Raw genomic sequence first — 24,992 nt, 5'->3', positions numbered from 1 at the left:
GAAAAAGGAACCACTTTTGGCGGCCCCTTTTCGCTTAATGTGATACGATCATTTCTTCCGCGAGCTTTAATTCAATAATATGATTGGATAATAGGTCCTTGAATAACCGGGCAGCTTGACTTAGGTATTTATCCTTGTGGTGGATGATTGCAATTTCCCTGCTCAGCGTTGGATTTTCGATTTTTATGGCTTTTAACTGCGTGTCGTTATACAAATTCAAGTACGTTCTGGACAGGGCCGTGACTCCGGCATCAGCTTTGACAAGGCTTATAATGGTTTCAATGGCGGTCGTCTCGATGATGGGTTCAATATGAAAGCCAGAAGTGCTGCTGGTTAGATCAATAATTTGCCGGCATTTGTGCGTTTGAGGAAACATAATGAACGGATGCTTGCTGATTTCGTCAAAGTTAATGCTTTCTCGCTCAGCCAGAGCATGATCCTTAGAAACCGTCAAATAAATATCTTCCTTGTATAGAGGATGTTTGACGACCCGATCATCTTCGACAGGAAGAATGGTGATGGCCAGATCGATCTGATTTTGTATGACTCTTTCCACAACATCATCAAAATTAACGATTTTGATCTGTACTTCAGGATAGATCTTGTGAAAATCGATCAACAAAGATGAAACGAGCTGCGTGAGCTCTCCGGGAAGTGCACCTATGGATAAAGTTCCTCTTGTGACCTTTTGGAGCTCCATAATTTGCACTTTGACATTTTTCATGGATGAAAATATGACTTTGCATTCGTTTAAAAGAATGTGACCTGCTTCGGTTATGGCAATTTTTTTGCCGATCCGGTCAAATAAGGGGACTCCGAGCTCATCTTCCAGCATCTTAATTTGATGACTAAGGGTCGGCTGGCTCATACCCAGTTTGTCCGCAGCCCTTGTGAAATGCAATTCTTCACAAATGGCCGCGAAATACTCCAATTGTCGAAACTCCATCTAGGTTACCTCACTTTGATGTTCATTCGGACATTATTAGTATGTACGATGTGAAAATGATTCATTTAACGAATGATAATAATAGAAGATTGCATATTGATCCTTTTCATCAATTCATCAATAATGTTACTTAAGTTAGCGGAAGGAGCGATTTTATCATTTATACAACGGATATCCTTAAAATGCAAGATCAACGAAGTAGGCATCAAATTATCTACCTTTTAATAGGTAAAATCGAAGAAAACAAAATCAATTTTTAGAAAGTAGTGACTAATCTACATGCAAACCATAACTGCCGTACAAAAACAAAAAAGCATCGGTTCCGTTCAATTTTTACCCGTTAATCTATTTGCGTCGGTTATGGGAATATCAGGACTGGCATTGGCTTGGAGACAGGCAAGTAAGCTATTTGGAGCTTCACTTCTTATCGCTGATATGATTGGGATCATCGCAGTTCTAGCATTTATCGTATTAAGCATAGCTTATATTTCGAAATGGGTTCTATACCCGCACAAAGTCAAAGCCGAATTCACGCACCCCATTATGGGCAATTTTTTCGGTACGATCACAATTGCTATTCTATTATTATCTTCCGTAGTAGGTACTTACAGTCATATCGTAGGGCAAGTGGTTTGGGTAATCGGAACCGTAACGACATTAGTGCTTTGTTTTATCATTGTGACACGCTTGTTGAACGGGAATATTGAGCATGGTCACGCGGTGCCTGCTTGGTTGATTCCTGGGGTGGGGACCCTTGATATTGCCGTTGCCGGCGGGACAATGCCATTCCCATGGGCACATGAAGTTAATTTGATTTCGCTGGCGATAGGCGGAATTGTTGCGCTGATTTTTCTAACCATGATCTTATCCAGATTGATCCACCATGCTCCTATGCATACAGGTTTAACGCCCTCGATGCTTATCATGATTGCGCCGTTCGAGGTTGGTTTTCTCGGTTATGTGAATTTCGAGCAACGGATTGATCAGTTCGCGTCCATTTTATATTACTTTGGTTTGTTTTTGTTTATCGTTTTGTTCTTCAAAGTATTCAAAAAATCGATCCCGTTTGGAGCCTCTTGGTGGGGCGTAAGCTTTCCGCTTGCAGCACTCAGCAATGCCGCTTTGCAATATGCCATGTTTGTGAATTCCTGGCTGTTAATTGCCGTTTCCGCGGTGATTCTGGTCGTGCTAAATATCGTACTGCTCGTATTATTTATTCGCACACTGAAGGCTTTATTTAATGGGAATTTACTAAAAGGCTAATAATAAAAATGTCATTGATCGGATTTGTCGAAAGGAGAACGGTAGAAATGATCTGGAATACCCTACGATCAAAAGGATTTTTGTCAGCATACCTGTTAGTTATTCTTATGCTTGTTGCTGCCGTAGTGCTGAAGCAGAGAGATATACTGTTTCCGGAAATTGCCGGTATGGCGATGGGGGTTATGGTTTTTCCTGTCGCTCACTGGATTAAGAAGCCTGTTCATCTGTGGCTTGCTCCAACCATAGGAGCTTTCATTGGCACTGCATTGAACGGTTTGACGCTAAATACGCAGCCGAAAATATTGCTTGGTCTTGTGATTATTGTCATTTTAATGCACATATTTCGCGTCAATTTTGGACCGACGATTCCTGCAACACTGCTGCCGATTTTTTTAGGCTTGCATGACTATGTTTTTGCAACAACAACAGCTGTATTTACGTTTGTGATTATGTTAGCCGCTTTTAGAATGAGAAAATCACAAAAGCTACCTGATGGCCCACAGAAGTTTCGTAAAAAAACAGATACGGTCATTATCACCATTATTTTAGCGCTCTGGATTGGACTAGCTTTCGTAACGAATCTAGCAGTGATTGTGGTTCCACCGGTATTTGCGCTCATTTTTGAGGTGTTTCATACAGATGGTTTTCATTGGAAATTAATCCCACCTCGTTTAGCTGTATTGACGGCAACTGCGATTCTTTCCGTCGGAGTCTTACATTTATTAGCAGGCTCTATTATTTGGGTTGGTGTTATCAATGTTGTCATTACACTCATTCTCTGTAAATGGTTTAAAGCCCCTGTCCCAGTTGCTTTTGGTGTCTCACTGATGCCACTCATCTTCCCGGCATGGGGGACTTGGGGGTTTCCAGTAGGTGTTTTTGCCACAACAGGCGTGTTGATGTGTATTTCTGCGGCATACCGACAGTTGAGAAAGAGGCAGGCTGTACAAGAATAAACAAACCAGAAGAGAGTGTCGTGCCATGAAAAATGAAGATATGCTCGCTGTGCTCAAAGCTTTGTCGAATGAAACCCGGCTCAATATTCTCTGCTGGCTGAGTGAACCGGACAAACTGCACAAAGATTTACCCAGCGAGATTCAAGTTGAATTTCCTGGGGGAGTTTGTGTAGCGGACATTCAAGAAAAAGCCGGTCTTGCACAGTCCGTTATCTCCACCTACTTGTCCTCCATGCAGAAAATCGGATTGTTGGAATCGCGTCGTTATGGCCAATGGACCTATTATCGACGGAATGAGGGAGCTATCGATAACTTTTTGGAGGAATTTGCCGCGGGGATGCAAGCTAAGAAACTATAGGGTTCTATGGTGACAGAAATTGTATGCTTAGTGGATTTAACGAGTAGAAAGCCGGTTTACAAAAAAGGGAATCATTTGATATTATAAGTTCAATATTGAACGCGATGATTAGAAGAGTAATGGAAAATGATCTTGTACAGAGAGCTCCGGCAGCTGAGAAGGAGCAAAGAGCTTTTCCACGAAACAAGTCTATGAGCAGCATGTCGGAACCTGCAAGGGGGGTGGCATGACGGGAGCTCCCGTTATTGAGCTAGAGTATAAGCATTGCCTGCAATGCCGTACTTGAAGAGGTTAATATGGCGACATATTAATGAACCTGGGGTGGTACCACGAAAATTTCGTCCTCAAGACTGAAGGTCTTGGAGGTGAAGTTTTTTTTATTTTTAAACCACTTTTGCGTTGATTAGGAGGAGTCTGAAATGAACAATATGCAGGAGCATTTGACGGACAATTTTATCTTAAAGTTAATTCATGAAGAAATTGGTGAAAAAGCATTCGGTAGGGAGATGTGCACAAGATTTCCACCTGAGCCCAACGGCTATCTTCATATTGGAAGCGCCTATGCCATACACACGAATTATACAGTAGCCCGTAAGTTTAACGGGACATTTCATTTACGATTTGACGACACGAATCCTCTAAAGGAGGATATCAAGTATGTGAATGCAATTATAGAGGACATCAAGTGGCTTGGTTACGATCCGGAGGAACATATCTACTATGGTTCGGACTACTCGAACGAGATCTACAACGCCGCCATCACCTTGATCAAACGTGGGAAGGCCTATGTCTGTGATTTAACGCCAGAGGAAGTAACCGCGTATCGAGGCACATTGACGGAACCAGGCATAGATAGCCCTTACAGGAACCGGACCATAGAGGCAAATCTAGAGCTTTTTGTGAAAATGAAAAATGGGGAATTCCCGACTTCATCAAAAGTGCTTCGCGCCAAAATCGATATGCGTTCATCCAATTTGAATTTAAGGGATCCTGTCATTTATCGTATCATTCATGCGAAGCATTATAGAACGGGAGATGACTGGTGCATCTATCCGATGTACGATTTTGCTCATCCTATTCAAGATGCAATTGAAGGTATCACTTATTCTTTGTGTTCTATTGAATTCAAAGATCATAGGCCCTTATATGAGTGGGTCTTAAATGAGTTGGAGATCTCTGAGCCTCCGCGTCAAAGGGAGTTCGGTCGGTTGAATTTAACTGGTGTCGTGACGAGTAAACGGTTTTTGAGGCAGCTGGTAGAAGGGGGATATGTGGATGGTTGGGATGATCCCAGACTTCCCACCCTGCGAGGATTGCGCAGAAGAGGCTTTACTCCAGAAAGTATTCGCACCTTTATTGAGGAAATTGGCAGCATTCGAACTCAGAGCACGGTGGACATATCTCTAATGGATCATTGCCTGAGACAGGATTTAAAAGAAAAGACCGTCACGGTTATGGCTGTTCTGCAACCCCTGAAGGTGATCATTACCAACTATCCGGAAGATGTCGAAGAAATGTTGTTGATTGAAAACAACAGTGAAAACGAGGCGCTTGGAAAAAGAGAGGTTCCTTTCGGTAAAACCATTTATATCGAACGCGAAGATTTCATGGAAATACCCTCTAAGGGTTTTCACCGGCTTAGTCTTCATACTGAAGTAAGGTTGAAGGGAGCCTATTTCATACGCTGCGAAGAAGTTATAAGGGATCATGCTTCGGGAGAAATTACGGAACTTCGTTGTACCTATGATCCTGAGACCAAAAGCGGTACGGGGTTTACTGGGCGTAAGGTAAAAGGGACGATCCACTGGGTTTCAAGCGAGCACGCAGTTAAGGCTGATATCCATCTTTATGAGAAGCTGCTGCTTGATCAGGAAGTTCCGAAGGACAGCGAAGATTGGATGAAACTGATCAATCCTAACTCGATGGTTACTATTCAGGATGCATGGATAGAACCTTACATTGAGACAGCACGACCTGAACAAAAATTCCAGTTTCTACGGCATGGTTATTTTTCGCTGGATACCAAAAACCTCGGAACCAGTGATCGACTTGTCTTTAACCGTGTTGTACCATTAAAAGATGCTTGGAGCAAAAAGGAGAGATGAACAGCGAATGACATCCGATCCGAGTGCTTCTAAATATCGAGGAGGGATCGCATGGGTGCTGATCACAACAGGTTGAAGGTTTTGGGAGACTACCTGAAGTCAAGAAGGGAGCGATTGCATCCCGAGCAAGCAGGGATTCAGCATTCGTATGGACGAAGGAGAACACCAGGACTTCGGAGGGAAGAGGTCGCTATTCTGGCAGGAGTTAGCGTAACCTATTACACATGGCTGGAGCAAGGACGAGAGGTGACGGCTTCCAGGGAAGTTATTGAAAGTATTGGAAGAGCACTGCAATTGTCCTCGGATGAAAGGCTGCATTTGCTGCGTTTGTGGAGTCCAGAAAACACGGCTGTACCAGTGAGACAAGAACGTATAAAGCCTGAATGGCAAAGCATTATCGACCAAATGACTTTCCCCGCTTATATCGCGAATGACAGAACAGAAGTCATTGCCTGGAACCAAGCGGCATGCGAGATCATTACCGATTTTTCATCGATGTCCAATCCAGAGCGTGTCCTTATGAGGATTTTTTTCATGGACCCCTATTTTCGCAATCAGATGATGAATTGGGATGAATTTGCGCGATACTCCGTAGCGGTTTTTCGATCTTATTTTGAACGGAATGATGGTGATGATTGGTTTAAAGAAACGGCTGAACGCTTGGCAACTGAGAGTGCTGAGTTTGACTCGCTTTGGCGAATGCATGATATCCAGTTGAAAAAGACGTGCCAATTCTTTCTAAACCACCCTGGAGCGGGCGAGCTGGCCTTCGAAATCAATTCCTTCGTCAGCATGAATGCCGACTCAGATCTTCATTTCTGCATTTTTACACCGATAACGGGTACGCCAACAGAGAAGAGATTAAAGGATTTTCTTGATAAGGTTTTATAATATCAACGTAGCCTAGTAATCTGGTTACCCGTATAAACATACTGTGGCTACCTCCTTTTGCGTTGACTATACTGAGTTCATAGTCAACCGAAGGAGGTTTTTTATATGAAAGCAATTGTGATCGATCGACCATGTGAGGCTGCAGACCTCGTCGTGAGGGAGCTCCCGGAATTCCAACCAGCACCAGGCATGCTCACCATAGATGTTGCCTATGTAGGAGTTGGATATGTGGATGTACTGCTGCGCCGAGGGGAATTTGGGTCTTTAATCCCAATGCCGGTTGTACCGGGACTCGAGGTATCAGGGTATGTGAAAGCAATAGGAGATGGCGTGAAAGGCTTCTACATCGGACAGCCGGTAGCGGCGATGACACTAATGGAAATGGGTGGATATGCATCAGTAGCCCAGGTAAGGCCGGAGTTGACCGTCCCTTTGGATCAATTGGGAGGGGAGCTTGATCTGGCATCGGCGGCCGCAGCTATCGTCAACCTGACGACGGCTTATATGACAATCAAGAACGTAGCCAGGATGCGAGCAGGAGAAAACGTGTTAGTTCACGCGGCAGCAGGGGGCCTGGGCAGCTTTTTGGGACAAATGGCCAAAGTTTTCGGAGCAGGCAAGGTCATCGGCACAGTCGGGAGTATGGAAAAGACAAAGCTAGCCGCATCTTTATGTTACGATGAGCTGTTGCTTCGATCTGATTTCATTGAGCCAATCAATCAGTTGCTAGGTCCACGCAAAGTCGATATCGTTCTGGACCCGGTAGGCGGCGATATGCGTATTCTTAGCCAAGAGCTGCTGCGTCCAATGGGACAAATCATCATGCTGGGAAATGCTAGCGGCACAGACGATGTCCCGCAATCTTCCAACGATATTTGGTTATCGAACAAATCCATAAAAGGGTTTAATATCGGAGCATATAGCCAATCTGCTCCTGCTGAAGTTGGTAAATCGGCGAAAGAGGTGCTAACTCTGTTGGCAAAAGGCCAGATCAGGGCGGAAATATTCGGTGTCTTCCCTTTGGAGAAAGCTTCCGAAGCTCATGAGCTTTTAGAGGAGAAGAACACGGTGGGTAAACTTTTGCTGAAAGTCGGAGGATAAAAGGTCGGTAGGGCTTGGCGTGCATCTTGTTATAGCTTAAAGCTATAACAGGATATAGGAATAAAAAGTTACCTTTTCGTGGATAGTCAATGCTATTATTACAGTTATAATGAAAATGAGGCATGGGGTATCATAGTTCTGGAGGGTAATGTTGAATATGCTAAAAGAGAAAATAGAAAGTAAAGAGGCGGGCATTTTGACCTATGGCATGACGCCTCCGAAGATAACGAATACCTCAGATAAGGTAGCTGAGATTGCAAGGAAACAAGTTGAAAGAATAAATGACCTCGATATAGATGCATTAATCTTGTATGATGTTCAGGAAGAAACGGATCGAGTTGAACAAGAAAGACCATTCCCGTATTTGCCAACGATGGATCCTGCAACCTATAGTGATGAGTATTTAAATCAATTGCGAGTTCCCAAAATCATTTATCGTTGTGTTGGAAGGTATAGCGAAGAGCAATTCGTAAATTGGGTAAAAACCGATATGGAACAGGATCGGTATTCCGTTTATGTAGGTGCTTCTTCCAGTAAACAAGAGATTAATTTAGAACTATCTGATGCTTATGATTTAAGCAAGAGATTAAATAACAATTTAACTTTTGGGGGAGTTGTAATCCCTGAAAGGCACATGAAAAAGAATGATGAGCACTTACGAGTGAATCATAAGACGCAAAATGGCTGTTCCTTTTTCGTATCGCAAGCCACTTATAATGTTGAGGCCTCGAAAAATTTCTTATCCGATTACTACTATTACTATACAAATAATGGATTAGAAATGGTGCCCATTTTGTTCAATCTCGCGCCGTGCGGTTCGGAAAAAACGTTAGAATTCATGAAATGGTTAGGTATCAGTATTCCGACTTGGCTAGAGAATGACTTAAAATATTCGCAAGATGTGCTCGATAAATCATTAAAATTATCTCTGGGCATTTTTGAAGAGATTTTGGATTTTGCACTGGAAAAAGGGATTCCGATTGGATGTAGTGTGGAAAGTGTCTCCACAAGGAAAGTTGAAATAGAGGCTTCTGTTCAACTCGTTAGAGACATTAGAGCTATGTTGGATAAAAAATTGAATAGAAACGTGCTAACTTCAATCTAGTAAGTAATGTGAGAGTAGCATAATAGGGAGCAGTTCTGCCGCGGCAGGAGTGCTCTTTTTATTTTTTCAAGAATCATACTAGTCGCCGATTGACATTTCCTGATTATGGGAATATGATAATTAAAAATGAATGAACCATTCATTCATCAAAAAGGAGTCAGATCGTGATGGAGCAAATGAAAACTAAGCCATGGAGTGTGTCGGGGAAATATGTGCTTATTACAGGAGCAACTAGCGGTATCGGTCTTGCGGCAGCCAAGGAACTGGCGGTTCGAGGAGCAGACTTGGGGATCGTGGCGCGGAGCCAGGTTAAGGCGAATGAGACTGTCGAACAGATCCGGATGTTGACTGGAGGCAAAACGAAAGTAGACGTCTTTCTGGCAGACCTGACGGATCAGCAGTCGATTCGCAGCGTTGCGTCGGAAATTTTGACGCAGTGTCCCCGCATTGACGTGCTGATTAACAACGCAGGTGCGATGTTCGTGAAGCGGATCCTTACTCGAGACGGTATGGAGAAAACTTGGGCGATCAATCATCTCGCACCTTTCCTGCTAACGACGCTACTCCTTGATCGGCTGAAGATGAGCGGCCAAGCGCGGATCATTACCACGTCTTCCCATGGGCACAAGATGGCGAAAACAGGCATTGTTTTTGATGATATAACCGCTGAGAAACGCTATAGTTTCCCACAGCTCCTAATGGGAGGTGCTAATTTTCGGTACGGAGAGACGAAGTTAGCGAATATTTTGTTCACCACAGAGTTGGCCCGTCTCCTTGGTGGAACCGGAGTTGTCGCGAACTGCTTTGATCCGGGGCTTGTCGCTACCAATTTCAATCAGGATAACGGCTTGCTGGCCCGGATGACGATGGCGGTCATGAAACGATTCTCTCGACCAGTGGAAAAAGGAGCAGAGACGCTCGTCTGGCTTGCGGATTCGAATGAAATTAGTAGAGAGAGCGGAAAGTACTATGTCGATATGAAGGAAGCGACTCCTACGGTTGCTGCCCAAAGTGAGGAAATTGCGCGGAAACTATGGGAAGTCAGCGAGCGTCAAACTCAGCAATTGAAATTAGGATAAAGGAGAGTCACTAGGATGTCGGAAACGAATCAAACAACGGATCGCAAGAACGATGAAAGAAGAGAGCAAATTAAAAAGGCTGCGCTCAAAGTGTTCGCAAGCAGAGGAATTGCTGGCACGAAGATCAGCATGATTGCTGAGGAAGCCCGAATTAGCCAAGGTCTTACTTACCGTTATTTTCAGTCGAAAGAAGAACTATTCACACTCCTCGTTCAGGAAGCTGTAGAAGAGGCGCAAACATCAATACGTAATGTCCCATTGCTTCCCGGAACTCCACTAGAACAGTTCAAAGCGCTGACATGGAACATGCTAGACGACACCAACAAGCACTACTTCTTACTTATTCAGCAAGCTCAAACTGCCGAAGGCGTGCCGGAGCAAGCAAAGTTAGCAATCTCGCGGTATCATCCACAGGATACGATGGATTTGTTAGTTCCTATTTTTGAAAAAGGGCAGGAACTCGGTGAATTCGGAGAAGGAGATCCACGACAAATGCTCTTCCTTTATTTTTCCGTTGTCACAGGTTTAATGATCCAAGATACTCACGGCAGTATGGGGTCTTGGCAGCGGGAAGTGGATCGGTTGATCAAGCTCCTGACCTGATTGTAAGAAAAACCCTTACCAAATACTGGTGAGGGTTTTTCGTTTGCTTGGTCCAACTCATGGAAGCAAATGGAACGTTAATCGGATTTGTTCCAAGAACGACTCCGATGAATAGCCGCGCTCTTCTTTTTGAAACGAGTAAGAATCACTGCTTAAGGCCATGAGAAGCATATCCGCCTTGAAAATATGGTTAGGCTGGGGCTGCTCCCCGCTGGATAATGCAATTTCGTCGAAAAGCTCGACCAATAATTGCTGCAACTCGAGATACAGAGGACTCTGCGTTCGAGCTCGAGTTCGATTCGTTGAAGCGGAGTCCTCAACACCTTTAAGTAATTGCGATTTTTTCTCCCTGAAAGCCATAAACAACTCGAGAAGACCATTTAGTCTTTGGCTTGGCGGAGCGGAGCGGTTTTCCTGCATGTACGCTTCAATATTTTCGAAGAGGAGAACGATGTTCTCTTTCATTAAATCCAGACACAGCTCACCCTTGTTGCGATAGCGGCGATAAAGCGTACCTGGACCGATCTGTGCTTCTGCGGCAATTTGGTTCATACTAACTTGTTCAACGCCATTCTGATCAAATAAGCGATAAGCCGCATCCAAGATGCGCTGGCGATTCTCCGCAGCGTCGCGGCGTTCCGTACGAGGGGGTGTCTCTGAATCAAACATGATCATCATCACTTCCTATTGTGATTGTATTCGTCATATTGACAAGTGGAGAGGTCTCCGTTTATCATAAATGGAGAGGTCTCCGCTTAATAGTATCATAAGGAATAGGAGTGTTCAATACATGCCGAATAACGACAAAAGCTCTTTGTTGATCATGGATTTACAGAATGGTATCGCCTCTCGTTTCGCAGAAGAGGATCTGATCCCGTTTCAAAAAGCGATCGAAGCTGCACGCAAAAACGACATCCCGGTTATCTATGTGCGAATTGCATTTCGCGAAGGTTACCCGGAGCTTAACCCGCGCAACAATATGGCAGCTAGAATTGCGCAATATGGCGGCATGTCGACCACGGATGAGGCGACGCAAATTCATGAATCTGTGAAGCCTGAGCCTGGGGAGCCTATCGTTACGAAGCTGCGCGTCAGTGCATTCTCCGGCAGCGATTTGGAGATCATCCTTCGATCCCTTCAAATTGACACCTTGATTCTTACTGGAATTGCAACCAGTGGTGTCGTTCTGTCGACATTGCGGGAAGCGGCGGATCGAGATTATAAGCTGAAGGTTCTTGCAGATGCTTGCCTGGATGGAGATCCCGAGGTTCATCGGGTTCTCATGGAGAAGGTCTTCCCTCGTCAAGCAGAGGTTCTGACAACAGAGGCTTGGATCCATTCTTTAGTAGCACACTAACACAAAGGAACAAACACTGCAGCAAGAAGATGGAAAGAAGGCTTGTTACGATGCCAATTTGGAAAAGAAATTTAATCGTTTGCTGGTTTGGCATGTTTGTAACCGGTGTGGGAATGAGTCAGATCGCGCCAGTTTTGCCGCTTTTTATCCAACATCTAGGTGTAAGTCAATCGAGTTTAATTGCCCAATATTCAGGCATAGCCTTTGGGATTACCTTTATTGTATCTGCTATTTTCTCTCCTATTTGGGGGGCAGCGGCGGACAGATTTGGTCGGAAACCCATGTTATTGCGGGCAAGTCTAGGGATGGCTCTCGTGATTGGCAGTATGGGTTTTGCCCCCAATGTGTATGTGTTGATCGGGCTGCGATTATTGCAGGGCATAATTACAGGGTATGGGACAGCCTGCACCACGTTAATTGCTACGCAAACAGAGAAGGACCATGCAGGTTACGCATTAGCTACCTTGTCAACGGCAAGCATTGCAGGCTCATTGCTAGGACCACTCATTGGCGGATTTCTGGTAGAAAATTTCGGCATGCAAAATGTCTTTTTTATCACAGGCGGGTTGATGCTGCTGGCTTTCATTACGACGGCCATGTTCGTGAAGGAAACATTCACGCGCGAAGACCGACATGTGCAAAGCGCCAAGGAAATTTGGACGCTTATTCCTGAGAAGAGCCTGACGATCACGATGTTCGTCACCTTTTTTATTTTAACCGTGGCGCTTTATTCCGTTGAACCGATTCTCACCGTCTATATTACCCAACTGACCGATCATCTTAACCATGTTGCTTTGATTGCAGGGCTTACCTTTTCAGCATCGGGTTTGGCTAATATCTTTGCGGCACCAAGGCTAGGAAAGCTGTCCGATCGCATAGGTGCGCACAAAGTGATGTTGATCTCGCTTCTTGCGGCTGGTATCATTTTCATTCCTCAAGCTTTCGTAAGCAATCCTTGGGAGCTGATGATTCTTCGCTTTTTATTAGGGCTCACGGCGGCAGGTTTGACCCCTACGGTCAATATATTGATCAAGAAAATCACACCGTCAGCGATAACCGGAAGAGTTTTCGGTTTTACGATGTCGGCCGGTTATTTAGGCGTTTTTGCAGGTGCTATTTTAGGCGGACAGGTAGCGGCTTGGTTCGGCAGCAGATATGTATTTCTCGTCACAGGTGCGCTGCTGCTGGTCAATGCGGGTTGGGTCTATTTTAACGTATATAAAAAGATCCAGGCCAAAAGGACGCTGACTACCATTCAGTAAACAAAAGAGGGGCGTGCTTATGAAACTAAAATGGTATGGTCATTCTTCATTCTTACTAACGTCGGAAGCGGGAACGAGAATTCTCATCGATCCGTACTATAAATTTCTTGGCTATCGCATGCCGGTTCCGATTGAATCCAATATCGTCGTCGTTACGCACAATCATGCTGATCACAATAAGGTGCAAGCCGCATCTGGCGATTATTTGCTCGTGAATGAGCCGAAATCATATGAGCGTGGCGATGTAAGTATCGACGGGTTCAAGACTTTCCACGACAAAGTGAATGGTAAGAAACGCGGGCCAAATATTATTTTTCGATTCAAAATAGATGGGCTAACGGTCTGTCATTGCGGTGATCTGGGACATCTACTTACCGAGGAGCAGGTGCGGGAAATCGGCAAAGTGGACATTCTCATCGTTCCAGTAGGAGGAAAAATGACGCTTGATGGTGCGGAGGCTGTTCACGTGATGCGCCAACTGCAGGCGACTGTTGCAATTCCGATGCATTATCGGACAAAGGCATTAGGCATTCTCGGAAGATTTGTTTTGCAAAGGTGGAAAATTTCATTGAGGCTGCGGGAACACGCAGGACAGAAGTGAAGAAATTGCAGGTGTCAAAGGAAAACCTCGCTCAATTCGCTGGCATCGTAACGATGCAGTATGAAGAGTAGCCACATAAAAACAAACTGAAAAAGTAAAAGTTTATAATTACCAGGAACGAATGGTTTTCTCTATAGCGTACGAACTTAAAAGTCGCACTGTTGCGGCTTTTTTTGTTCTAAAAAAAATCAATTTTCGAAATAAAATATTCCATTGAGTTTTAAACTCATTTTTCCTAGAATTGGTTAAAACAGACGCCATACGTTGCGAAAAAGCAGAAGGGAGCGTGGTTATTCCAATGCTTGCACGATTGCTTGTAGACGATTAACGGGGACAAGTAAGGTGGACATTTTTTAGTTGAGTGGACTATTTAAAGGTAAGACAAGAAAAGTCCACAAAACCAAAAACTTTTGAATGTTTTAATGTAAGCGCATTCTATATACTACGGGTAGTAAGAGATGGGAGGTTTGCTATGTAAAAATTCAGCTTGCCCAAATCTTATCGATCACATTAATAAAGGTAATTTTTAAGATATTTCCTAAAATAAGGTTAAATGATTACTACAGGAGAGGAGGTTCTGCTCTCGAGAAGGGGGAAATTACTTTGGCTGCGACCAGGAAAGAAAATCAGCATGTGGCTCTGTGGAAAGGTTTATCGATCGTATCGTTTGTTCTGTTTATTACGACGTTATTGATTGTCTTTCTCTATAAAGGGCGCGACATACCTGTTGCCACTGTAGATGGTGTAAAAATTAGCCAGGACCAGCTATATAAAGCGCTTGTCGATTACGAAGGTCCGAAAATACTGGAGAAACTCATTCTAGAGGATTTAATCATGAAGGAGTCCAAAGCGGCGGGGGTGGTTGTGACCGAAAGTGAATTTCAAGCCTCCTTCGATAAAGTCAGAACTTCTTATGCTACACAAGAAGAATTTCTGGAAAATCTGAAGAAGGACGGTTATACGGAGCAATCGCTGCGTACGGAGCTCAGAACTCAGTTGTACATTCGTAAGATTCTTGAGCCTCGCGTAACGGTCGATGACAATGAAGTAAAAGCGCATTATGCAGAGCACATGTCGCATGATCCGGCGTCCAATACCAAAAGTGAGGCGCAAGTTATTGCTGAAATTCGAGATGAATTGGTGAATAAAGAAATTCTTGATCTCATGGAGCCCTGGTTTGAAGAACTCCGGTCCAAAGCAAATATTGCAATTTCGTTACCGGGGATCCAAATGATTTCCCCAAAAGGAGGAAGCTAAACAACAATGATAACCTACTCATTGAAGCGAACGGTTTCTATTGTTAATATTCTTGTTATTTTTGCTGTGAATTTGCTGCTGGGTTTTACGGATATTACGCCTACTGCCCATGCTGCTGGAACTACGGATGGATTAATTGCGTGGTATAAGTTTGATGATGTGAGCGGAAATGTGATTAAAGATGCTTCAGGTAAAGGCAACAATGCAACAGCAGCAGGAGAAACGTACAGCTTTACGGATTGGGATCAGGGGAAAGCGATTAGCTTGAGCGGTGGAACGAGTGCTGCCGGTGCTAATGTCAAGCTGCCAAACGGGATATTAAATGGCGTTACCAATTTTACAATATCGACTTGGGTGAATATGCGTGCGACAACGAGTTACATGCGTATTTTCGATTTCGGTTCCGGCAACACGACCAGCTACATGTATTTGACGCCTACCGGGAATAATGACGGAGCCAAAGGCCTTGCTTTCGGTATTACGACGAGCGGCTGGTCCAATGAAGAGAAGGCGCAAAAAGGCACAGCGTTAACGACAAATGTTTGGAAGCATGTGACAGTTGTTTTAAATGGGCATACGGTTACTCTTTATGAAAATGGGCTGAAAGTCGGGGAAAACACCTCCTTGACTTTGAATCCTTCAAGTCTGGGCGCAACGACGGCGAACTATATCGGGAAAGGTCAGTTTGCTGATCCTACAATCAATGCTTTATTCTCCGATTTTCGTATTTATAATAGAGCGCTGGATGCTTCCGAGGTTGCCGGGTTAATCAATAAGCCGGATAGCGAATTAGTGGCAGCTGATATGGCCGCACTACTTGCAGGTGTGAATCTTAGAACAGTAGACACAGACCTTTCATTAATAACCAAGGGGCCATACGGTTCCGATATTACATGGCAATCCAGCAATACGAATGTGATTGCGACAGATGGCAAAGTCACTCGTCCTGCTCCAGGCCAGTCTGACGCAGCCGTTACGTTAACGGCGACCGTGACAAAAGGAGCAGCGCATGATTCTAAAGTTTTCGAAGCTGTTGTTCTCGCGCAATTATCGGATCAACAGAAACTGCAACTAGATAAGGATGCTATTAGTCTGGGGAGTATTAGCGCAGTGACCAAGAATTTGGATTTGCCTACGGAAGGACGCAACGGTTCCGTGATCACTTGGCAATCCAGCAATACCAGCGTGATCGGTCATGATGGAACGGTCACTCGACCGGCGGCTCGGTCTGGCAATGCTGTCGTGAATTTGACAGCCACGATCAAAAACGGAAACGCGAGTGATACGAAAACCTTCGCAGTGACGGTGTTGGAAGAGCCCTTCGTATTGACATTAAGCAGCATTGAAGACGTAAATGTTGATACGGTAATTGGAACGGCGCCGGTCCTGCCGAGTAGTGTCATTGCGGTCTATAATGACGAAGAAACGTCCAGGCAGCTCAGCGTAAAATGGGATGATGTGAACCCGTCGAATTATGCGGCTGAAGGTTCTTTCACTGTGCAAGGAACGGTTGAAGGAACGAGCATCAAAGCTGCTGCCCACATTAAAGTGAGAACACTGAGCTTTCATTCAGAATTTAATATGAGCAGCTTGCAGGGCAATCAAACGCTTACGGCGACTGTAACCGGGACGAATAAGGGCAGTGCAGCTGTTTCTTCTTTGGTAACACTAGCGCTTTATGACGCTGCCGGTAAAATGGTGGACAAATCACAATTGAGCAAAAGTGTGACGCAAGGAGCTCCTGTCACAATATCAGCAAACCTTACTTTACCTGCTGATGTAACAGGTTATACAGCCAAAGTACTTGTCTGGGAAGGCACGGATTTGCAGACTTCGCATTTGCAGCCCCTGAGCGGCGTAGCGGAATTGACAAGCGCACCTGGAATTCCTGGTGGCATTACCGCCACACCGTCGACGAGCATTCCTCAAATTGAGATTGCTTGGCAGCCTTCAGCCGAGGCAGCAAGCTATGATCTGGAAGTGGACGGCACAACCATTCGTAATATCACAAGTCCATTTATCCATCAGGGATTGTTGTATGGCTCCAAGCATACCTATGCGGTGCGAGCTAAGAACACGTCAGGCGTCAGTGCTTGGAGTAAATCCATCAGCGCAGACGTGACGTCAACGCCAGGCGAGGCCAACCTTGTCGTACAGCCGTTTGGCTTAAGTGATGTGACTTTGCAAGACAGTATCTTTACAAAACTAAGAGACAGTGAATATTTGTATTTGGATGGATACAATTTGGATAAATTGCTGTTTGCCTTCCGGGCAGCTGCGGGGCTTGATACCAAAGGAGCCACAGCGATGGGCGGCTGGGATTCGGCAGCGGGCAAATTAAGAGGCCATTCGACGGGGCATTTCTTGTCGGCTTTTGCTCAAGCTTATGCCAGCAGTGGCGAGGCGAAATGGAAAACGAAGATTGACTACATGATCGACGAATTAGCGAAAGTTCAGGATGCATTGGCAACTCAACCTAATGGCATGGAGAAATCGAATCTCGGGAAAAATAATCCTGCGCTCGTGGGGAATAACTCTCCAGGTTTCCTTAGTGCCTATGGGGAATGGCAATTCATTTTATTAGAGAATGGTGCTGTGTACAACGGTACCGAAACTGATTTTAATACCATCTGGGCTCCTTACTATACACTGCACAAAATCATGGCGGGCTTACTGGACAGCTACAAAGCGACTGGAAATGCAAAAGCTTTGAGCATTCTTGTGAAAATGTCGGATTGGGTGGATGGCCGTTTGAGCAAATTGCCGCAATCCACATTAAACAGTATGTGGGGCAGATACATTGCCGGCGAGTTTGGTGGTATGAACGAAACTTTAGCAGAGATTAGTGCAATTACAGGTAACAGCAAATATTTAGCAACAGCCAAACTGTTTGATAATTCGAAGTTATTTACGCCAACAGCGAATAATCAAGACACATTAAACGGCATTCACGCCAACCAGCATATTCCACAAATTATTGGAGCTTTGAAAGTATATGATCAAACGAATGACGCTTCCTATTATAAAGTAGCTCAAAATTTCTGGGGCATGGTGACGAATCATCGCCAATTCAGTAACGGCGGCAGTGGTGTAGGCGAGTTGTTCAAGGAATCGGATAAAATTGCCTCCTATATTCTGGAGGGTGGAACCAGCAAAAACAGTCAAGCCGAGGATTGCGCAACGTATAACATGCTGAAACTAACCAGAGAGTTATTCTTCCACAATCCGGATGCCAAATATATGGACTATTATGAGAGAGGTCTGTATAACGGTATACTTGCTTCCAAAGATCAAAGCGCTTCCAACAGTGGTGTTGTTTACTTCATGCCATTAGGTCCTGGCAGCACGAAGGGATACGGCCGTACCAGCTTTACCTGCTGTGCAGGAACGGGTCTGGAAAGCCAAACAAAATACCAAGACTCCATTTATTTCCGCTCCAGCGATAAGAAATCTTTATACGTCAACTTGTATATGCCTTCCACTTTGAATTGGGCTGAAAAAGGAATATCCGTTGTGCAAACAACGAACTTCCCGAGTGAAGAAGGCAGCACACTTACCGTAAAAGGCAGCGGTCAGCTTGATATTAAGCTTCGCGTACCTTACTGGGCTGTTAAGGGCTTTACAGTCAAGGTAAATGGAGTTGAGCAAAATGTGACGGCAACACCAAGCACGTATGTCACGCTAAGCAAAGTATGGGCAAACAACGATAAAATTGAGATTTCCATGCCGTATAGCTTACGTGTGGAAAAAACGCCGGACGATCCTGCGATGGGCAGCATATTCTATGGTCCGCTTCTCATGGTTGGCAAAAGCAGCAGCACGAAATTTATCAACTTGAGTTTGAACGAATCCGATCTTTCCCAATCTATAACGCCAGTCGCAGGCACACCACTGAATTTTACAACGAACGGAGTTACGTTAGTGCCAATGTACACCGCTTATAATTTTGCCTATCATGCTTATTTCAAACTTAATCAGTAATGAGTTATCGAGAAGGAGGGGAACGTGTGTCTAAAAGAATCATTTCTGTTGTCGCAACTTTGGCTATGCTCATCTGTATGCTGGCAATTGTTCCTGCGCCCAAAGCAGCAGCAGCTGGAACAACAGCTGAGATCAATCACGTAGAAACTGCGATAGATCAAACAACACAAAAGGTCACTTTTCATGGAGAAATCAGTCTTGGCATGGGCAAGGATGTCACGATGATGGTCAACAATCCTCAGGGACAACTCGAGTATTTGAACCAAACCAGCAGTGGAGAGGGTGGACATTTCTCTTTTACGTACTCGCCTAACGGTTGGTTAGGGGGAACGTATACGTTCAAAATCGGCGGTGAAGGCGTAGCGATTCCCTATGCCGGAAGCTTCCAACTTGCAAGTACGGGATCACCGTCGGCAACATTGACAGGACCTTCTTCTGTCCTAGGCGGTCAGCCTGTCGACTTGAAGCTGGGAGTAAGCAATCAATCCTCTACGTTCTCTATTTTGAATGTCGTATTGAATTATGATCCCAATCTATTGCATTTTGATACGGTGACGCATAATGGGCTTGTCTCCTTGGCGGAGGCGTCAATCGGCTCGTTGAAAGAAAACTTCAAGGTGCTAGTCACTGGAGTTAAGCCGGAAAAAGGTCAAGTTTTAATCCTGATGTCCAGTATTGGTTCAGGGAACGAGGTAGCTGGCGGTGATTTGCTTAGCTTGCATGCGAAGGCTAATCAAGTAACGACTTCCGTCACTACAAATGTTTATGTGTCTGATGCCGCCGTTTCTTCAAACGGAGCAAAGGTAGAACTGGATGGAGCTTCCTTGTCGCTTCAAATCCATACTTTGGATAAAGAAGCGTTGAGCACCCTGATTGCATCGGCTCAAAGCCAGCATGATGCGGCTGTTGAGGGTACTCACATCGGTCAATATCCAAGCGGTTCCAAACAAACGTTGCAGCTTGCTATCAACGATGCGAAAGTTGTTCGTGACAATGCAGCAGCAACAGAAGCGGAAGTGCAATCAGCTCTTAGCAGCTTAGACGCTGCATTAAGAACATTCATTAATTCGGTAATCACTACAACCGATCCTGAACCAGGTCAAGCAGACAAAGAAGCCCTTGGCGCATTGCTGGTCAGCGCTCAGAGCAAGCTGGATGCTGTGGTCGTTGGTACGAAGGTCGGCCAATATGCAAGCGAATCCAAAGCCACGTTACAGGCAGCGGTTACACGTGCAAAAGCTGTATTCGATAACGCTTCCGCAACACAAGCGCAAGTGGATGCTGCGAAAGATGAATTGGCTTCAGCGCTGCAGGTGTTCTCGAACAGCATCATTACGTTGGTGCCTGGCGCAACGAAAATTACGATTAATGACTTGTCTCTGATTGCTAAGTACTACGGAACTACTTCTAATGACGCGAACTGGAGTCTAATTGAAAAAGCAGATATCAACAATTCCAATTCGATTGACATTCAAGATCTGGCAGCTGTTGCTAGAATGATTATCGATGAGTGGCTTACGGAAGAATAAGCAATAATAAGAGACTGCCCCAGCGGTAATGTAGGCTGGGGCAGTTCTTTTTATTTCAATGCAAGAGAGTCTTTCGTCATTTCTTTATTGCCGGTATCCATATAGACAGGAATCGTTTCACCACGTGCTGCGCGCAGTAATTGTCCGATGATATAATCGCCCCATACTTGTTCATTCTGGGAGATAACGGAGGTAATTTGACCGTTGATAAGGGCTTCTTTCACATTAGGCATCATCCCAAAAGACAGCGCATTCCGCTTCAAACCTTTGGCCTTCCATAACAGGATCGAAGCTGAGCTGGATAAAATATCAAGCGTGATGAGCGTGTCAAAATGTGGGTGGTCATCGATCATACGCTCCATGTCAGACAGTGCCTTATCGGAGGAGCCCTCATTATATCCGACTTCAAGCACTTGAATAGCCGTATTGCGAGACAAGTAGTCGAGCATGCCGGAAAGCCGTTTTTTTTGAATAGGTGTATTAGACATACCTGATTCAACAAGCACCATGCCTTTGCCTTTCATGAGCTTGCTGACAACTTCCCCCATTAAAGCACCGCCTTTGTAATGATCTGGACCGATGTAGGAGAGCCGGCGGCTTAAGGGTGCGTCGGTTTCGAAGCAAACAACCGGTATACCGGCTTCCACAGCTTTGTTGATAGCAGGGACAAGTGCATCTGGATCGATAGGAGCAATTGCAATGCCGTCTACCTTTTGTTTAATCATGGTTTCCATCATACGTATCTGCTGTTCTAAACTAACCTCTTCCGGCGCCTTGACAATTAACTGAACGGAATTGGAGGCAGCCGTCTTCTCGGCAAGTTGCGTTATGACTTCATAAAAAGAATGCGCCATTGGATAAATAATCCCGAATGTATAAGCGGGAGGACGTTCGCTTTTTTGTGGAGAAGGGGTTACGGTAGCGAATAAGGAACCCGGTGAAGAATTAGCATCCGAACAGCCCACAGTTGTAAATAGTGAGAAAAACACGAACAAGAGTAGCGATTTCCTAAGAGTAACTGACAAAGCCCTTATGCTCCTCTCTCTCAGATGTAAGCAGGTCTTTGTTCAACTGGCCGCTTTTGCGAAATTCTCTTGTTGTCATACCCGTTACTCGCTTAAAAAGGTTTGAAAAGTAATGAGCATCGTTATAGCCAACAAGGAAGGCAATCTCATAGGATTTGGCCTGCGTCGTCTGAAGCAGTTCCATCGCTTTGCGAATTCTGGTTTGCGTTAAGTATTCGATGAAGGTTTGGCCATTTTCTTGGCTGAACACTTTACTTAAATGACCTGAGCTTAAATTAACATGGTCAGCAGCGTCTTGAAGAGAAAAGTAATCTTTATCATAATGCTCATGAATGTATTTTTTTAGTTTAATCAACATATCCCCATGCTTATCGGAAGCTTCGGAACGCCACTGCCAGTATTGTTCAGCCAGTCTAATCAAATAGGCACGCGACTCATCCAAAGTTCTTATTAATTCTATAGCTTTCTGCAGCTCTTGCAGGGTCATGTCGAAGTTAGCTATGTTGGGGTAAGAATCCCTCGCTGATCGAAATACTTCCAACGTCAAATCGTTTAGAATATAGTACCCAATAAACGAAGATTGCCAATCCGTATGCTGAAGAATGGAAGCGAAAGAATGGATAAAGGTTTCTGCGTGGGCAGGTGAGCCGATCTTCAGAAACTCCACAAACTTTGCTCGGTCTAAGAAGACAGACTGTTCGAAAGAACCGTTTCTTGACTCTAGCATCGCATGGCGATTCTGACGCGATAAACGGCGCCAGTGCATATCTTCCATCGCTTCCAGGAAAGAAACATGAATGCCCTGCATCCGATCTTGAACACTTCCGATACCAACGGAAATCGAGTAGGAGAGATGCTCCATGGACTGATTTTGTACCTGTTGAACCTTTTCTAGTGCTTGTTTGATTTGTTCTTGCGTTTCATACTTCAGTATCCATACGCATTCCGTCTTACTACGCTTGAACACTAAGTGGTTGTTCCCATCAAGCTTAAGATTCAGTAAGTGTTCGGCATGATTCATATCCTCTGAGGAGTCATCCGGAACAGAATCGGAAGAAGCTAATTTGCGGAAGTCGGCGGTTACAACAACATAGTAACGAGATAGAAGGTTTAAGTTCAGTTTAGAACTCAAATGAACGGCTTCCGACGTTGTTATAAATCCACTGCATAAATCATTGAGCAGCTTACTTTGCGTGAAACCGGCTTGCCTTTTTTCTTCCTGTTTTAATTGCTCGATCTCCAATTTCTCCAGACGCGCTGCATCGATCTTGTCGCTAACTTGACGTAGGGTTTGGAGCAAATCCGCTGAGCTGATCGGCTTCGTGCAATATTCCTCTACACCCAGCCGCAGGGCTGTTCGCGCATATTCGAAATCACCATGCCCGCTCAAGATGACAATCTTGATATCCGGTGAATTTTTCCTAACAAAGGAACTGAGCTCCAAGCCATCCATGAAGGGCATCTTAATGTCGGTAATGAGAATATCAGGCTGATACTGTTCGATCATCGGCAGCGCAACTTCACCATCGGAAGCATCTCCACAATAAATAAATCCTTCTTTTTCCCATTGGATCGTATCACGAATCGTTTCGCGAATTAAAATTTCATCGTCAACTAGCAGCACTTTTTTCATGGCATGTTGCCTCCAGACATAGGGATTCGAATGGAAACTTTCGTTCCCTCGTTTTGAATGCTGTCGATGCTTACACCGTATTTGTCTCCGTAATAAAGTTTTATTCTTTGTTGTACATTATGCAGGCCGAACCCTCCGGATACTTCATTGCCGGTTTGCTCAGGAAGTTGATCGTTCGTTAAATACTCACGCATCTGCTCAAGCTTCTCTGGCGACATTCCGATCCCGTCATCTTCCACCGTCAGTACAATGTCTTCTTCGTTCTCGATCAGGCCAGTGATTCGAATCATGCCTTTTCTTCGCTTGTTTTTTAATCCGTGATATAAAGCGTTTTCTACGATGGGCTGCAGAATCATTTTCAAGATCGGATACGGGTTTAAACGAGAGTCAATCTGAATCTCATAATCCAAAATATCGCGGTAGCGCATTTGTTGAATGACTAAATAACTATGCACATGCTCGACTTCTTTCGTAATGATAATCCAGTCACGGCCTTTGCTTAAAGAGATTCGGAACAGCTTGGATAGCGATTGAACCAACTGAATGACTTGATTATTTTTGCCCGCTTCTGCCATCCAAACGATGGAATCCAGTGTGTTGTACAAGAAGTGGGGATTAATTTGCGCTTGCAAAGCTCGCAATTCCGCCTTTTTAATTTCCTCTTGCTCCTTAATGCTTTGTTCGAGCAGTTTGCGGATTTTACTAAGCATGATGTTAAAACTTTTGCCCAATAAGGCAACCTCATCATTGCCTTTGGGAACGACTTTGGCTTCCAGGTATCCGGAAGCGGCAAGCTGCATTTTACTTTTTAAAAGGTGAAGAGGGTGTATCAAGCGGTTTGAAATGAAAAAATGAAGAGATACGGCAAAGATAAAACTTAACACAACTGTAATAATGATGAGCTGTCGAATGGAATTGGCTTCTTCAACAATCTCTTGAAGCGGCACATAGCCAACAATACTCCAGCCTGTCATCAACGAAGGAGCTACGTAGACAAATTTTGGCTTGCCTTCGGTTGAGTCGATATAATTCGTGTCAGTTCCGTTTAGAATGTGTGTTAAATCTGAGGGGAGCGGGAGTTTGACAGTAGTTTTTAACGTTGACGGCTTAAAGATAGGGGTGCCGGATGAATCGACAACAAAGTAGAACCCTGTCTGGCCAATCTTAACGTTATCGCAAAATTGAGTGACCACTTGATCATCGACGTCGATGACGATAAATCCAATGACTTCATGTGTAATTTGTTGTTTCACGGCGGCCATAATGGAAATGACATTCGTGTTGTTATACTGAAAACCGTCGATTCTGTCCAGCGTTGAGGCCTCGGAAGGAGGGACAATGAAGACCTCATCCGGATTTTTGGTCAAATGAGTCAAATGAGGGTTGCGAAGTGGATTTTTCTCAAGCTGAAATAACCCCTTTCTCTCACTAATGCCTCGGCCATACAAGTTAACCATAGTGATATTGAGAACGCTATCATATTGATACGTTTGCCTGTAGGAATCCATGGTTCTTAGGATTTGTTTGGTATCCTCATAAGTATCTTCTTGGGAGAATAAGAATCGAAGCACTTGTGTGTTTTTGCTAATTTCAAGCAGCTTTCTCGTATCAATAAATTGTGTATCCAGATCACGGGCAAGCTGATCTGCGGAAAGCATGGCGGCTGCTTTACTGTTATTGAAAACCGTTTTAAATGATTTCTGGTAGGAGATAAGTCCAACCGCTATCAGAGGAATGCATGTCAGAATGATAAACATGGTGAGCAATTTGGTTTGCAAGCTCGAGGAAATCCATTGGATTAATCTCATAAATGGTTAAGTAACCTTTCGAATGCGGAGATAGTTGCCTCCATCTTACTATAACAAATTGTGCTGCATGCGGAAATGGTAACGTATACATACAACCACAAAAAACAATTTACTCTCATAAAAACAAACTTT

General features: G+C 44.5%; 20 protein-coding genes and 1 other annotated feature. Of the genes, 15 read left to right on the top strand and 5 right to left on the bottom strand.

What is annotated here, in order from left to right:
* Nucleotides 1-34: 34 nt before the first annotated feature.
* Nucleotides 35-946, bottom strand: coding sequence for a LysR family transcriptional regulator (locus GON05_RS18570; protein ID WP_157320741.1), 912 nt, complete (start codon nt 944-946; stop codon nt 35-37).
* Nucleotides 947-1,225: 279 nt separating this feature from the next.
* Between GON05_RS18570 and GON05_RS18565 the strand changes: the two genes are divergently transcribed.
* The 9 genes from GON05_RS18565 to GON05_RS18525 all read left to right on the top strand — a co-directional run bounded on the left by GON05_RS18565 (nt 1,226) and on the right by GON05_RS18525 (nt 10,407).
* Complete coding sequence (locus GON05_RS18565) at nt 1,226-2,209, top strand: SLAC1 anion channel family protein (protein WP_157320739.1); 984 nt, start codon at nt 1,226-1,228, stop codon at nt 2,207-2,209.
* Nucleotides 2,210-2,256: 47 nt separating this feature from the next.
* A complete protein-coding gene (locus GON05_RS18560; RefSeq protein ID WP_157320737.1) occupies nt 2,257-3,165 on the top strand; it encodes a hypothetical protein in 909 nt (302 codons plus the stop codon).
* 25 nt (nt 3,166-3,190) lie between these two features.
* Nucleotides 3,191-3,523 (top strand): ArsR/SmtB family transcription factor, encoded by a 333-nt coding sequence (locus tag GON05_RS18555; protein WP_157320735.1) that lies wholly within the window; start codon nt 3,191-3,193, stop codon nt 3,521-3,523.
* A 95-nt stretch (nt 3,524-3,618) separates the two neighbouring features.
* Nucleotides 3,619-3,872, top strand: a binding site (T-box leader).
* 70 nt (nt 3,873-3,942) lie between these two features.
* On the top strand, nt 3,943-5,628 hold the full coding sequence (locus GON05_RS18550) for a glutamine--tRNA ligase/YqeY domain fusion protein (RefSeq protein WP_157320733.1): 1,686 nt from the start codon (nt 3,943-3,945) through the stop codon (nt 5,626-5,628).
* A gap of 51 nt (nt 5,629-5,679) precedes the next feature.
* A complete protein-coding gene (locus GON05_RS18545) occupies nt 5,680-6,519 on the top strand; it encodes a helix-turn-helix transcriptional regulator (protein ID WP_157320731.1) in 840 nt (279 codons plus the stop codon).
* A 105-nt stretch (nt 6,520-6,624) separates the two neighbouring features.
* Nucleotides 6,625-7,620, top strand: a complete 996-nt coding sequence (locus GON05_RS18540; RefSeq protein ID WP_157320730.1) for a quinone oxidoreductase family protein — start codon at nt 6,625-6,627, stop codon at nt 7,618-7,620.
* Between the two features lie 157 nt (nt 7,621-7,777).
* Complete coding sequence (locus GON05_RS18535; protein WP_157320728.1) at nt 7,778-8,725, top strand: methylenetetrahydrofolate reductase; 948 nt, start codon at nt 7,778-7,780, stop codon at nt 8,723-8,725.
* A 167-nt stretch (nt 8,726-8,892) separates the two neighbouring features.
* Entirely contained in the window at nt 8,893-9,804 is a 912-nt protein-coding gene (locus GON05_RS18530) for an SDR family NAD(P)-dependent oxidoreductase (protein ID WP_157320726.1), read from the top strand.
* Between the two features lie 15 nt (nt 9,805-9,819).
* Entirely contained in the window at nt 9,820-10,407 is a 588-nt protein-coding gene (locus GON05_RS18525) for a TetR/AcrR family transcriptional regulator (RefSeq protein ID WP_157320724.1), read from the top strand.
* 57 nt (nt 10,408-10,464) lie between these two features.
* On the opposite strand, the gene GON05_RS18520 is transcribed toward GON05_RS18525, so the two are convergent.
* Nucleotides 10,465-11,076, bottom strand: coding sequence for a TetR/AcrR family transcriptional regulator (locus GON05_RS18520; protein WP_157322199.1), 612 nt, complete (start codon nt 11,074-11,076; stop codon nt 10,465-10,467).
* Nucleotides 11,077-11,197: 121 nt separating this feature from the next.
* On the opposite strand from GON05_RS18520, the gene GON05_RS18515 reads away from it, so the two are divergent.
* From GON05_RS18515 to GON05_RS18490, 6 genes are all read left to right on the top strand, one after another.
* Nucleotides 11,198-11,764 carry a cysteine hydrolase family protein gene (locus tag GON05_RS18515; protein ID WP_157320722.1) on the top strand — a complete coding sequence of 189 codons (567 nt, stop codon included), beginning with the start codon at nt 11,198-11,200 and terminating at the stop codon, nt 11,762-11,764.
* Nucleotides 11,765-11,814: 50 nt separating this feature from the next.
* Complete coding sequence (locus GON05_RS18510) at nt 11,815-13,026, top strand: multidrug efflux MFS transporter (RefSeq protein ID WP_157320720.1); 1,212 nt, start codon at nt 11,815-11,817, stop codon at nt 13,024-13,026.
* 19 nt (nt 13,027-13,045) lie between these two features.
* The gene (locus GON05_RS18505) at nt 13,046-13,627 is read left to right on the top strand and encodes an MBL fold metallo-hydrolase (protein WP_220138826.1); all 582 of its coding nucleotides are present in this window, start codon (nt 13,046-13,048) and stop codon (nt 13,625-13,627) included.
* A 603-nt stretch (nt 13,628-14,230) separates the two neighbouring features.
* Nucleotides 14,231-14,884, top strand: coding sequence for a SurA N-terminal domain-containing protein (locus tag GON05_RS18500; protein ID WP_157320717.1), 654 nt, complete (start codon nt 14,231-14,233; stop codon nt 14,882-14,884).
* 6 nt (nt 14,885-14,890) lie between these two features.
* Entirely contained in the window at nt 14,891-18,865 is a 3,975-nt protein-coding gene (locus tag GON05_RS18495; RefSeq protein WP_157320715.1) for a beta-L-arabinofuranosidase domain-containing protein, read from the top strand.
* 26 nt (nt 18,866-18,891) lie between these two features.
* Nucleotides 18,892-20,394, top strand: a complete 1,503-nt coding sequence (locus GON05_RS18490; protein WP_181646137.1) for a cohesin domain-containing protein — start codon at nt 18,892-18,894, stop codon at nt 20,392-20,394.
* A gap of 50 nt (nt 20,395-20,444) precedes the next feature.
* Here GON05_RS18490 and GON05_RS18485 read toward each other — a convergent pair whose 3' ends face one another.
* From GON05_RS18485 to GON05_RS18475, 3 genes are read right to left on the bottom strand one after another with little or no spacing between them, the layout of a single operon-like run.
* Complete coding sequence (locus GON05_RS18485) at nt 20,445-21,419, bottom strand: sugar ABC transporter substrate-binding protein (RefSeq protein ID WP_246239246.1); 975 nt, start codon at nt 21,417-21,419, stop codon at nt 20,445-20,447.
* Complete coding sequence (locus GON05_RS18480; protein ID WP_157320711.1) at nt 21,403-23,052, bottom strand: response regulator transcription factor; 1,650 nt, start codon at nt 23,050-23,052, stop codon at nt 21,403-21,405. The genes GON05_RS18485 and GON05_RS18480 overlap by 17 nt, the downstream gene beginning before the upstream one ends.
* Nucleotides 23,049-24,860, bottom strand: a complete 1,812-nt coding sequence (locus GON05_RS18475; RefSeq protein WP_157320709.1) for a sensor histidine kinase — start codon at nt 24,858-24,860, stop codon at nt 23,049-23,051. The genes GON05_RS18480 and GON05_RS18475 overlap by 4 nt, the downstream gene beginning before the upstream one ends.
* Nucleotides 24,861-24,992 lie beyond the last annotated feature (132 nt).

Origin of the sequence: Paenibacillus anseongensis, from assembly GCF_009757995.1 — a bacterium.
Taxonomy (GTDB): domain Bacteria; phylum Bacillota; class Bacilli; order Paenibacillales; family NBRC-103111; genus Paenibacillus_E; species Paenibacillus_E chondroitinus.
Note: the sequence above shows the minus strand (reverse complement) of the source record. Positions and strands in the feature narration are given on the sequence as shown.